The sequence below is a fragment of the Marinobacter sp. genome, from assembly GCF_041984545.1.
Classification (GTDB): domain Bacteria; phylum Pseudomonadota; class Gammaproteobacteria; order Pseudomonadales; family Oleiphilaceae; genus Marinobacter.
In genome coordinates, this window is the sequence record NZ_JBHIXV010000018.1 from 1 (window position 1) to 11,617 (window position 11,617).

Here is an 11,617-nt window from a genome sequence, read left to right on the forward strand (position 1 = left end):
CTCACGGGAGGACTTGCACCTCCAGGAGTGCGCCCGTGCCGGGCGCACCAAAAAGGCCTCCTGAGAAGGAGGCCTGTTGAGCACTACCCCGGGCCGACGGTTCAGCCCAGGTTCTTCTTCATGAACTTCTGGATTTCGCCCACGATACCGCTCCGGAACGCCAGTACCGTCAGTACGAAGACGCCGCCGAGAATCGGATCCACCCAGTCCCGGAGCGCGCCCTGGGAAAGCTGGTACTCGATGTTCACCACAAAGGTGGCGCCCACCACAGGCCCCAGCAATGTGCCCATGCCACCCACGAGCGTCATCAGGATCACCTCGCCCGACATGTGCCAGTGCGCGTCGTTCAGGGAGGCAAGCTGGAACACCACCGACTTCATGGAACCAGCAAGGCCGGCCAGCGCCGCTGAGATAACAAACGCGAGCACCTTGTACCGGTCCACGTTGTAGCCCAGCGATACCGCACGGGGTTCATTCTGCTTGATAGCCTTGAGCACCTGGCCGTATGGGCTGTTGACGGTGCGCTGTACCAGCAGGTAGCAGGCAATGAAGACCGCCAACACAAAATAGTACATGTTCAGGTTATCTTCGAGGTTGATGAAGCCGAGCAGGTGTCCCCGGGGAATACCGTGCATGCCGTCCTCACCGCCGGTGAATTCCGACTGCACGAAGAAGAAGAACACCAGCTGCGCCAGGGCCAGGGTCACCATGGCAAAGTAGATGCCCTGGCGGCGGATGGACAGCAGCGCAAAGCCGAGGCCCAGAACCGTTGCTGCCAGCGTACCGGCGATGATTCCCATCTCGGTGGTCAGTCCGGGGTAGTTACTGAGCAGGTAACCGGTGGTGTAGCCGCCGGTGGCCAGGAACGCTGCATGACCGAAGGAGAGCAGGCCGGTAAAGCCAAACAGCAGGTTGAAGGCCACGGCAAACAGGGCAAAACAGAGGATCTTCATCAGGAAGACCGGATAGATCGCAAACGGCGCGGCCAGCAACAGCAGCAACAGGACGCCGTTGAGCATCATCTTCTTGCGATCCTGGGCCGCCTGCTGCTCCACGATAGCCTTGTGGATGTCGGTAGATTGTGTCGGCTGGTTCATGCTTATGCCTCCTTACCGAACAGGCCACTGGGCCGGAACATCAGCACCAGAACCATGACCAGGAAGATGACCGCCGAGGAAGCCGGCGGGTAGAAAGTTTTGGTCAGGCCTTCGATCACCCCCATGAGAATACCGGTGATGATCGCGCCACCGATGGAGCCCATGCCACCAATTACCACCACCGCAAACACGGTGATCAGGGTGGCCGACCCCATGACCGGCGTCACCGAGTAGATGGGCGCGGCCAGTACGCCTGCAAACGCGGCGAGCGCGACGCCAAAGCCGTAAGTCAGGCTGATCAACAGGGGCACGTTGATACCAAAGCCCTGCATCAGCTGTGAATCCTCGGTACCCGCACGCAGGTAGGCACCCAGCTTGGTTTTTTCAATCATGAACCAGGTGCCGAAGCAGACCAGCAACGCCGCGACGATTACCCATGCCCGGTAGTATGGCAGGAACATGAAACCGAGATTGACGCCACCCTGGAACATATCAGGCATGCTGTACCGGAGGCCCGAGACGCCGAACCAGTTGATGAGTATGCCCTGAATGATCAGCGCCACGCCGAAGGTCAGCAGCAGGCTGTAGATATGATCCTGCCCGGCAATACGCCGCAACAGGAAGTATTCGATGAGAACGCCGAATGCCCCAACAAGCAGAGGCGCCAGCAGGAGTGCTACCCAGTAGTTGACGCCGAGGTAGTCGAACATCAGGACCGTGGTCATGGCGCCCAGCATGTACATGGCGCCGTGCGCAAAATTGATGATCTTCAGCAGACCAAAGATGACCGCGAGCCCAAGGCTCAGCAGGGCGTAGAAGGCGCCATTGATGATTCCGATCAGGAGCTGACCGGAGAGCACAGCTAGAGGGACGCCGAAAATCATGGACATTGGGCTAACTCCAGAAGCAGCACAGGGGTTGGTTGTTGTTCTTTCCAAAATCGTCGATGAACGGGCTCACCCTGCCCTGTTGCCGGGTGAGCCCGAAGGCTGGTCTCAGTTCTTGACCAGCTTGCACTTGCTCTCGGAAAGCGGACGGTAGGCTTCGTCGGCCGGAATGGTCCGCAGAATCTTGTACAGATCCCACTCACCAGAGGACTCTGCCGGTGTCTTCACTTCTGCCAGGTACATGTCGTGCACCATACGGCCGTCGACACGGATCTTGCCGTTCTTGGCAAACATGTCGTTGATGGGGGTTTCCATCATCTGCTTGCGAACGGTCTGGGCATCGTCAGAACCGGTGGCCTTGACGGCGTTCAGGTACTGCATGGTGCTGGAGTAAATACCGGCGTGGACCATGGTCGGGCGGACTCCGGTTTCTTCCATGAACCGATCAGACCACTCACGGGTCTCGTCGTTCATGTCCCAGTACCAGCCGGTAGTCAGCTGAATGCCCTGGGCGGTTTCCGCGCCAAGCGCATGAACGTCGGTCAGGAACAGCAGCAGGGCAGCCAGAGTCTGGCCAGACTGGGTGACACCGAACTCACTGGCGGTGGTGATGGCATTAGTGGTGTCGGCACCGGCGTTCGCCAGACCGATGACGTCAGCGCCGGAAGCCTGGGCCTGGAGAATAAAGGAAGAGAAATCCTGGGTCGGGAACGGATGGCGCACGGCACCGATCACTTCACCGCCATTGGCCTCAACCACCCGGCGAACGTCCCCTTCCAGGGCGTGACCGAAGGCGTAATCTGCGGTCAGCATGTACCAGGTCTTGCCACCTTCCTTGACCACCGCACTGGCGGTACCGTTGGCCAGCGGATAGGTGTCGTACACGTAGTGGATGTGGTTCGGGGTGCAGTGCTCGTTAGTGATGCTGGAGGCGGCGGAGCCTGAGATGATGCCCAGCTTGTCGTTTTCCTCGAGGATCTTGCTCACCGCGATGGAAACCGAGGAGGCCACCATGCCGGCCACCAGATCGACATTTTCGTTCTCCACCCAGCGGCGAACGGTGCTGGAAGAGGTGTCCGGGCTGTTACGGTCGTCGGCGCTGACCACTTCAATCTTGGCACCGTTAACCGTACCGCCGAAATCCTTGATGGCCATGTTCAGGGCCGCCAGGCCATTGGGGCCGGCCAGATCGCGGTAGGTGCCGGACATGTCTGCCAGGTAACCGATCTTGACCGTGTCGTTGGAAACTGCCGCCTGGGCGCCACCCACCATCATGGCTGATGCAACGGCTGATGTCAGAAGCTTTTTCATCATTGTCATTGTTGTATCTCCGCTACTGTCTTGCGTTGGTTCGGGTTATTGTTGCTCTTCCTGCTTTCGTTCTATCCGGGATCAGACCCCCAAATAGCGATCCAGCACCGACTGCTTTGCACTCAGTTCATTGGCGCTGATTTCTTCCACAATCTGACCGTGCTCCACCACGTAATGGCGGTCGGCAAGCGGTGCTGCGAAGTGGAAATTCTGCTCTACCAGGACAATGGTCAGCCCCTTTTTCTTGAGCGCGACCAGGACCTCTCCCAGCTTCTCCACAATCACCGGGGCGAGGCCTTCGGTGATTTCATCCAGCAACAGCATGTTCGCCCCGGTGCGCAGAATGCGTGCCATGGCCAGCATCTGCTGCTCACCGCCGGACAGCTTGGTACCCTGGCTGAAACGGCGCTCGTACAGGTTGGGGAACATGTTGTAGATTTCTTCCAGGCTCATGCCGCCGCTGCGTACCACCGGCGGCAGGGTGAGGTTTTCCTGCACGCTGAGTGAGGAAAAAATGCCCCGATGCTCGGGGCAATACCCGACACCCAACCTGGCAATGTGGTGAGGCGCACACGACATGGTCTCCTCACCGTTGATCATGATGGAGCCGGTGCGGCGGCCCACCATGTTCATGATGGCCTTGAGGGTAGTGCTGCGGCCCGCGCCGTTGCGGCCCAGCAAAGTAACCAGCTCACCCCGGTTCACGACCATGTTGATGCCGTGCAATATGTGGGATTCGCCATAGAACGCGTGGAGGCCCGACAGGCGCAACTGCTCGTATTCGCGATCCGGATTCGCGCTCATTGTGTCGTCTCCTTCTGCTCACTGTCGGCGGACCCGCGTTCACCGCTGCCAGCGCTGCCCATGTAGACTTCCCGGACTTTCGGGTCGGCAGATACGGCAGCGTAGTCGCCTTCGGTAAGCACAGCGCCCTGGGCCAGCACGGTGATGCGATCACAGAGCTTGCTGACCACGCTCAGGTTATGCTCCACCATCAGAACTGTGCGCCCGTGAGCGGCCTTGCGCACCAACTCCACCACCCGGTCCACGTCCTCCGAGCCCATGCCCTGGGTCGGCTCATCGAGCAGCAGGATTTCCGGCTCCATGGCCAGGGTGGTGGCCAGTTCCAGTGCCCGCTTGCGGCCGTAAGCCAGCTCTACGGTGGTGGTGTTGGCAAACTCAGCCAGGCCGACGGAGTCCAGCAACTCCATGCAACGCTGGTTGAGCTTGTTCAGGGATTTGCCGGATTTCCAGAAACTGAAGGAGGTGCCCTCAAAGGTTTGCAGTGCTACCCGGATGTTCTCGAGCGCCGTCATGTGCGGGAATACCGCGGAAATCTGGAATGAACGGACAATGCCCTCGCGGGCGATGGCGGCCGATTTCAGGGGCGTGATGTCCTTGCCCTTGAACAGAATCTGACCCCGGGTAGGAATGAGGAACTTGGTGAGCAGGTTGAACACCGTGGTCTTGCCCGCACCGTTCGGGCCAATCAGGGCGTGGATATGGCCTTTCTGAACCTGCAGGTTCACGTCGTCGACCGCAACAAAGCCCTTGAACTCTTTGACAAGGTTACGGGTCTCCAGAACGTACTGTTCACTCATGAGCCAATTTACCTTTGTTATTGTTGTGCGTTTTGTCGTCTTCACAGAGTAGATTGACGTATACGTAAACGTCAATATCTAATTTTAATTTATTCCCGGCACTTCCCTGCACAAAAAGTCGTAGAGAATGTCCACCAGCTCGTCCTGCTTTTCCAGGTGCGGCGAGTGGCCGGCCCCCTCAATAAACAGGGCCTCTGCGCTGGTTCCGATACCTGCTGCGATGTCTGTGACCTGCTCAGGCACGCCGTATTCGTCGTTCTCCCCCTGGATAATCAGCGCCGGACAGCGAATGTCCGAGAGCCACGGGCCGAAGCCCATGGCCGCCAGAAAACCTTCGTCGCGCCAGACCGTCTGCCAGGCGGTAAACAGCTCGTCGGTGCGGTCGCCGTGATAGCGCCGCAGCCGGTCACGGATATCGGTTTCCCGGAATCGCCGTGCCATCTCATCCATTCCGGCCCGGGTCAGAGGATCGGAATAGATGTGCGCCGCCATGGTGACCAGCGCCCTGGCCCGCTGCCCCAGGGCGGCAGCAGCGATCAGGCCGATGGAACCGCCGTCGCTGTGACCGACCAGCACCACGTTTTCGATATCCAGCGCATCGAGCAGCCGGGGCAGCCAGGTGTGGCCGGCAGTCTCAAGATAGTCGTGGGGGCGCGGCAGGTGCTCATTGGACGACTGGCCATAGCCAAGCCGGTTGTAGATCAGCGCATCGCATCCGGTTGCCAGGGCGAGCTTTTCAGGAAAGGCGCGCCACAGATCAATATTGCCCAGGGATTCGTGCAGGAACACGAGTACCGGCCCCCGGGGATCCGCGTGCAGAATCTGCCTTGCCTCCAGTACCACCCCGTCACCTACCGGCACCAGGGAATCGCGAATGTTCACTTGGGCTACTCTTGCATTATTGTTGTAAAACTCAATTATCCCTGAATCTAGCGGGACTCACCCTAGAGGGTCAAGAAGTATCTATAAAGCTAATACTAATTAATTATAGTATTTTTACTATATTTCAGGACCGGCGATCCATCGGAGGAATCGAATAGGTCATGGTGGAATGAGCCACCGGCTCCTCGCCACCCTCAGAATAGACAAACACCTCGCCTACCCCCATGGTCCGGCCCACTTTCAGCATCGTGGCCCTCGCCCAGATCGGCTTGTGAGCCGCCGGCTTGCGCAGGAAATTGATGTTGAGGTTGGTGGTGACCGCCAGCGGTACCAGCCCGATTTTGCTGAGCAGGGCCGCGTAAAGGGTCACGTCCGCCAGCCCCATCATGGCCGGCCCGGAAACGGTGCCGCCGGGCCGCAGGTGCTCTTCATCCACTTCAAGCTTCATTTCCGCCCAGCCGTCTCCCAGCTTCTGCAGGGTGCCGTAGGCGGCCCCCTGCGGAAACTGCTCATCCAGGAAGGCCTGCAGTTCTTCGAACGTGATGATCATGCGCTCGCTTCGTCCTTGGCCTGGTTACGCAGGACAAAGCGCTGGATCTTGCCGCTGGGCGTTTTCGGCAACTCGTCCACGAACTCGATTTCCCGGGGGAAGGCGTGGGTGGACAGGCGCCGGCGAACCAGTTCCTGAAGCTCATCCTTCAGGGCCTGTTCGTCACCAACCGGGTAGTCGCCTTTGATCACAACATAGGCCTTGATGATGGAGCCGCGCTTTTCATCGGGTTTGCCCACCACACCGGATTCCGCTACCGCCGCGTGCTCGAGCAATGTGCTTTCAACATCCGCAGGACCGACACGGTAACCGGCGGTGGTGATGATGTCGTCGTCCCGCCCGCTGAAGGAGAAGCAGCCGTCACCATGGCTGATGACCATATCGCCCGTGAGGTAGTAACCATTCACGAACGGGTCTTTCTCACCCCAGGTGTAGCCGTCGAAATGGAACAGCGGAGAGGCTTTCACGTCCACCGCCAGCTGGCCAACTTCACCCTCGCCCACTTCCTCGTTCTTCTCGTTGAGTGCAACCACCTTGTGGCCCGGCGAGGCATAACCCATGGAGCCAGCGCGCACCGGATGCTCAAGACCGTGGAAGTTGCAGCAGGTCATACCGGTTTCGGTCTGGCCGTAGTGATCCTTCACCGGGCAGAAATGACGATTGCGGATCCAGTTCACCACTTCCGGGTTCAGGGGCTCACCGGCACTGCTTGCGACACGAAGACCAAGATTCTCACCCTCGGGCAGCACATGATCGTTCGCCTTGAGCAGGCGATAGGCCGTGGGCGCCGCCGCCAGGTTGGTGATCTTGTACTTGCGAATCATGTCGTAGGTGGTTTCGGGTGTGAAACCGCCCGGGTTGAAGTGGGTGGCATGGCCCATCAGCAGCGGCCCCACCACGGCGTAGTAAAGGCCGTAGGCCCAGCCCGGATCGGCCACGTTCCAGAACTTGTCGTCGTCGCGCAGGTCGATGGCGTACTTCATGTATACGTAGAACGCCAGCAGCGCCTTGGCCGGCACGGCCACGCCCTTGGACTTGCCCACCGTGCCTGAGGTGAACATCTGCAGGAACGGATCGGCACCGGTAATCATCACCGGCTCGAATTCGCTGGACTGAGCCGCCAGTGTCTCTTCGAAATCAGGAATATCGGCGTCGATCTGGCTGGCGTTAACGCCCACCACCGGAGGGCACACCTTCACATCGTTCAGCTTGGGAAAATTCTCCGGATTGGTCACCACCAGCTTGGTGCTGGCCCGTTCGAACCGGTATTCAATGGCACCGGAGCCAAAGGCTGTGAACAGCGGCTGATAAACCGCGCCCGCGCGCAGGGTACCGGCAATCACAATCAATAGTTCCGGTGTGCGCGGCAACAGGGCGGCAACCCGATCGCCTTTACCAATGCCTCTTGATTTCAGATAGTTGGCGAAGCGAGCAGACGCCTCTTTGAGTTCCGCGAAGGTCAATACACCATCGCCGCCACCTTCTTTCTCGTAGTAGAGCGCGACCCGGCTGGGGTCATCCGCCCACTTGTCGCAGATTTCGTGACACACATTGAGCCCGCTATCCAGACGTCCATCCAGGATGTCCGCTTCCAGAGCGGCAGGATCGAAGTTGTTATAAACGTCGGTGTATTCCGGAAGACCCATTTTCAACTCCTGTTGTTTTTGTCATTGAAAGCACGGGTCAAGGTTTAGCACAGGCTTCACTTTACGTAAAGGTAAACTTTAGACCAAAACGGAAGTAATCAGCGGCGTTTTATGAGGCAGGAAAACCGACGCGACCGGTCGGCCGCGCCGGGGCAGAGCTCAGGATTTCGGCGTGATTTTGCTGGTGTGCCGGCTCGACAGGATGTGGTGCAGTGAGCCGCATTCCACCATGGGGTCGTCGCAGTTCACCACGATATCGGAGCGGGCGATGACATAACTTTTGCCGGTGATACTGTTCTTGATCACTTCGTACTCGCCTTCCTGCTCCACCGAGGTGAACTCCCCGATAAAACCGGTTTCCCTCAGGGAGATGGTTTCAAGCTTGTCTCCAGGGCGGATACTGCCCTCGTAGTTCATCAGCGCCAGGCGGGCAGAGGTGCCGGTGCCGGTGGTGCTGCGGCAAATAACACCAGGGTGGACATAGGTGGCCGACCGGGAGCGGTAGTAGCCCTCCGCCACATGCTCGACAGGCCCCATGAAGTGCAGGAACGGCAGCGGGCCCACATCGCCGAGGGTGTAATGGGAGAAGCCGCCTTCCGCCTGGATGGCCTCGACAATGGCGTGGGCGGTCTCTGCCAGCTTGCGCTCCTCGTCCAGTGTGAGGTCAAATCCGAGGCTGGAGGCATCCACCAGGGCGTAGAAGCCACCGCTGTAGGCAACGCTGTAGGTAATCTCGCCCAGCGACGGTACATCGATGGTGGCTTTGTAGGTGTGGATATAACTCGGCAAGCCCTCGCAGGTAATCGCCTCGACTACGCCGTCGTGTACGGTCGCCTCGATCTGCACCAGGCCAGCCGGGGATTCCAGCAGAAAGTTCTGCTTGCCTTCCTGCTTTTCAACGATCCCCAACTCAAGCACCGCCGTTGCAGTGCAGATGGTATTGGAGCCCGAGTAGATCGGATAGCCCATCACTTCCATGATGATATAGCCGGCCGCCGCCCGGGGGTCAGTCGGTGGCACCAGCAGATCCACAGACATCTCCGGCACCCCGTAGGGCTCTTCCAGCAGCAGCCGGCGCAGGCCATCGGCATCGTCTCGCAGATACTCCATCTGCGCGCGCACAGTGTCGCCGGGCAGCAGATCAATGCCGCCGGTGACAATCCGGCTGACGTCACCGCCGGCGTGGGTGTCCATCAATTGAATGCTCAGTTCCGGTTTCATCGGGCATTCTCCAGAGACCAGGGCTGGCCGTGTTCTTCCCACTGGGCGTCGGGAACAATCACAATCTTGCCGAGATAGTTGCTGCCCCGGTCGACAAAGTACTCTTCAGCCCGGTGCAGGTCGGAGAGCCGGAAGGCGCCGTGCAGAACCGGTTTGAGCTGACCGCCTCGGATCCAGGCCATCAGTTGTTCCGCCTCCTCCCGGGTGCCATGGGAAACACCGAAGATCTGTACCTGGTAGAGGTAGATCCGGGTCCAGAGGATCTCGCTGATGTTGCCGCCACTGGCGCCGGCAATGCTCAGGCGCGGGTAGGTATTGCGGGCGTTCATATCGAAGATCATGGTGTCGATGAAGACGTCGGTCATCTCGCCGCCCACCAGATCCATCACTGCGTCGATGGGCTTGCCGCCGGTTTCCTCCTTCACCCGTTCAACGAAACTGCCCATATCGGAACGGTCCAGAACCGCCTCGGCACCCAGCTTGAGCAGTGGCTCGGCTTTATCCTGCTTGCTCAATGCATAGGGAACGGCGCCCATGATGCGGCAGAGCTGAATCAGGGCGGTACCCACGCCGCCACTGGCACCAGTGACCAGCACACGCTCTCCCGCCTTGACGCCGGCAGATGTAAGCATATGCATGGCAGTCTGATAAGAACACATGCCCATGGCCGCTACCTGGGCGTCTGCCAGTTCCGGATTGGGAATGTGATGGAACTGGTCCGAAGGCAGCACCACGTATTCGGCGTAGCCACCGTCAGCGCCGTGGCCATAATAATCCGGTGTGAGATTGATGTCCCGACGCTCGTTGGCGTAAATGTTGAAGTCCAGCAGGCCACGCTCGCCAATCCGGGATTCGTTCACACCCTCACCAACCGCAACAATACGACCGGCGATATCGGCACCCTGGATGCGCGGGAAAACCAGCGTGGGCTTGCCACCCATCTGGAACGAGGTCATCTCACCCTTTTTGGTGGGATACAGCCCCTCCCGCGCCTTGCGATCAGTATTGTTCTTCGCCGTCGCGGTTACCTGAACCAGCACCTCACCGGGCCCCGGGCCGGGCACCGGCACGTCCTGGTATTCGAGCTTGTCGATACCACCGTGACCAGTCAGAACCATGGCTTTCATGGTAGTGGGATACATGGGCTGATCATCCTCCCTGCGTCCTGAAGTGTGGGTATCCAGAGAGGATAGGTGAGTTTCAGGAAGGTGTCAGTGCGTGTTACGGGTATCCATTACCCAACGGGCGAAGCCCCGCAGGTTTTCGCTGCCGCTATCGCGCGATGACCTTGTACACCGGCCTTAGTTTCGGGATCTGTTTAAGCACCACCTGGATCACGGTCATCAGGGGAACGGCCAGAAGCACGCCCACCGGCCCCCAGAGCCAGCCCCAGAAGAAGATGGACACAAAGATGATCACCGGATTGATGGCCATGCGGAAACCGTGAATCCACGGCTCAATGAAGAACCCCACGAGAGTGGTCAGCCCGAGAAACCCCAGCGGGGCGATGGCCATCATCCAGAGTTCGTCCAGGCTGATGGCCGAAATGGTCGCTAGCATGGAAATGGAAATGATCACCCCAAGGTAGGGAATGAATCGGGCAAGCCCGGCGACCAGCCCCCAGACTGCCGGGTCCGGCAGCCCCACCGCCCAGCAGATCAGGCCGGTGATGGTCCCAACAGACAGGTTACTCATACCGAGCACACCCAGGTACTGGGCAATCTGATGCTGGGAATCGTGAGTGATGCGCAGCACCGTCTTGCGCTGGTCGCCAGGCAGTTGGCGCACAAAGTTCTTGATCAGCCGATCGCCGCTGACCAACAGGAAATACGTTAGCGCCAACGCCAGCGCCAGCCCCGCAACCCCGTTCTGAACCTTGTTCATCAACTGGCTGCGCCAGGAATCCGTCTTCAGAACCACCGCGGTGGGCTGCGGCTGTTTCGAATCAGACAGTTCTTCCACCGACTTCTCTACCTGCTCGGCAGACTCCGTAACCCGGGCTATCTGGCGGCTTATCTCACTCTCGCCAACCAACAGACGCGAGATACCCTGCGGCACCTCCTCCGCCCACTTGAGCGCCGGCGTCGCGACCGCCACCGTGATACCCACGATACCGGCCAGCACCAGCAACACGAACACCAGGGAACTCACCATCCTGGGCACCCGCCATTTCACGTAGGCCTTTTTGACCAGCGGCGACAGCAACAGGCTGGTGAGAACCGCAAGCAAGATAGGCAGGACAATCTGGTGAGCCACGTACAGGGTGTAGAGAATGCCAAGCGCAAACAACCCATAGATGGGCGTGGCGAGGTCTGAGGAAATCAGTGGGCGTTTGTTATCGTCTGCCGGCTCGTTGTCTTGGGTCTGGCCGTCCATGCTGGATCCTGTCTGCCATAGAAAGAAACTGACCTGCGGAAACCCC

The 11,617-nt window shown here is 59.3% G+C and carries 11 protein-coding genes; all 11 read right to left on the reverse strand.

Annotated features, from left to right (window positions below; all coding sequences use genetic code 11):
- Positions 1-101: 101 nt before the first annotated feature.
- The gene (locus ACFC20_RS10105; protein ID WP_091991235.1) at positions 102-1,097 is read right to left on the reverse strand and encodes a branched-chain amino acid ABC transporter permease; all 996 of its coding nucleotides are present in this window, start codon (positions 1,095-1,097) and stop codon (positions 102-104) included.
- Positions 1,098-1,099: 2 nt separating this feature from the next.
- Entirely contained in the window at positions 1,100-1,987 is an 888-nt protein-coding gene (locus tag ACFC20_RS10110; RefSeq protein ID WP_375192898.1) for a branched-chain amino acid ABC transporter permease, read from the reverse strand.
- A 105-nt stretch (positions 1,988-2,092) separates the two neighbouring features.
- Complete coding sequence (locus tag ACFC20_RS10115; RefSeq protein WP_375192899.1) at positions 2,093-3,304, reverse strand: ABC transporter substrate-binding protein; 1,212 nt, start codon at positions 3,302-3,304, stop codon at positions 2,093-2,095.
- A 72-nt stretch (positions 3,305-3,376) separates the two neighbouring features.
- The gene (locus ACFC20_RS10120) at positions 3,377-4,099 is read right to left on the reverse strand and encodes an ABC transporter ATP-binding protein (RefSeq protein ID WP_375192900.1); all 723 of its coding nucleotides are present in this window, start codon (positions 4,097-4,099) and stop codon (positions 3,377-3,379) included.
- A complete protein-coding gene (locus ACFC20_RS10125; RefSeq protein ID WP_375192901.1) occupies positions 4,096-4,896 on the reverse strand; it encodes an ABC transporter ATP-binding protein in 801 nt (266 codons plus the stop codon). The genes ACFC20_RS10120 and ACFC20_RS10125 overlap by 4 nt, the downstream gene beginning before the upstream one ends.
- 84 nt (positions 4,897-4,980) lie before the next feature.
- On the reverse strand, positions 4,981-5,778 hold the full coding sequence (locus ACFC20_RS10130) for an alpha/beta fold hydrolase (protein ID WP_375192902.1): 798 nt from the start codon (positions 5,776-5,778) through the stop codon (positions 4,981-4,983).
- 124 nt (positions 5,779-5,902) lie between these two features.
- Complete coding sequence (locus ACFC20_RS10135) at positions 5,903-6,328, reverse strand: PaaI family thioesterase (RefSeq protein ID WP_375192903.1); 426 nt, start codon at positions 6,326-6,328, stop codon at positions 5,903-5,905.
- Positions 6,325-7,974, reverse strand: a complete 1,650-nt coding sequence (locus tag ACFC20_RS10140) for an AMP-binding protein (RefSeq protein WP_375192904.1) — start codon at positions 7,972-7,974, stop codon at positions 6,325-6,327. The genes ACFC20_RS10135 and ACFC20_RS10140 overlap by 4 nt, the downstream gene beginning before the upstream one ends.
- 159 nt (positions 7,975-8,133) lie before the next feature.
- Positions 8,134-9,195 carry a proline racemase family protein gene (locus ACFC20_RS10145; RefSeq protein WP_375192905.1) on the reverse strand — a complete coding sequence of 354 codons (1,062 nt, stop codon included), beginning with the start codon at positions 9,193-9,195 and terminating at the stop codon, positions 8,134-8,136.
- Positions 9,192-10,337 carry a zinc-binding dehydrogenase gene (locus ACFC20_RS10150; protein WP_375192906.1) on the reverse strand — a complete coding sequence of 382 codons (1,146 nt, stop codon included), beginning with the start codon at positions 10,335-10,337 and terminating at the stop codon, positions 9,192-9,194. The genes ACFC20_RS10145 and ACFC20_RS10150 overlap by 4 nt, the downstream gene beginning before the upstream one ends.
- A 130-nt stretch (positions 10,338-10,467) precedes the next feature.
- Entirely contained in the window at positions 10,468-11,571 is a 1,104-nt protein-coding gene (locus tag ACFC20_RS10155; protein WP_375192907.1) for an AI-2E family transporter, read from the reverse strand.
- Positions 11,572-11,617 lie beyond the last annotated feature (46 nt).

What these genes read in the sequence shown, in the direction of transcription:
- ACFC20_RS10125 (WP_375192901.1), bottom strand. Translation starts at nt 4,896, where the DNA reads ATGAGTGAACAGTACGTTCTGGAGACCCGTAACCTTGTCAAAGAGTTC.
- ACFC20_RS10105 (WP_091991235.1), bottom strand. Translation starts at nt 1,097, where the DNA reads ATGAACCAGCCGACACAATCTACCGACATCCACAAGGCTATCGTGGAG.
- ACFC20_RS10145 (WP_375192905.1), bottom strand. Translation starts at nt 9,195, where the DNA reads ATGAAACCGGAACTGAGCATTCAATTGATGGACACCCACGCCGGCGGT.
- ACFC20_RS10135 (WP_375192903.1), bottom strand. Translation starts at nt 6,328, where the DNA reads ATGATCATCACGTTCGAAGAACTGCAGGCCTTCCTGGATGAGCAGTTT.
- ACFC20_RS10115 (WP_375192899.1), bottom strand. Translation starts at nt 3,304, where the DNA reads ATGACAATGATGAAAAAGCTTCTGACATCAGCCGTTGCATCAGCCATG.
- ACFC20_RS10140 (WP_375192904.1), bottom strand. Translation starts at nt 7,974, where the DNA reads ATGGGTCTTCCGGAATACACCGACGTTTATAACAACTTCGATCCTGCC.
- ACFC20_RS10155 (WP_375192907.1), bottom strand. Translation starts at nt 11,571, where the DNA reads ATGGACGGCCAGACCCAAGACAACGAGCCGGCAGACGATAACAAACGC.
- ACFC20_RS10110 (WP_375192898.1), bottom strand. Translation starts at nt 1,987, where the DNA reads ATGTCCATGATTTTCGGCGTCCCTCTAGCTGTGCTCTCCGGTCAGCTC.
- ACFC20_RS10150 (WP_375192906.1), bottom strand. Translation starts at nt 10,337, where the DNA reads ATGTATCCCACTACCATGAAAGCCATGGTTCTGACTGGTCACGGTGGT.
- ACFC20_RS10120 (WP_375192900.1), bottom strand. Translation starts at nt 4,099, where the DNA reads ATGAGCGCGAATCCGGATCGCGAATACGAGCAGTTGCGCCTGTCGGGC.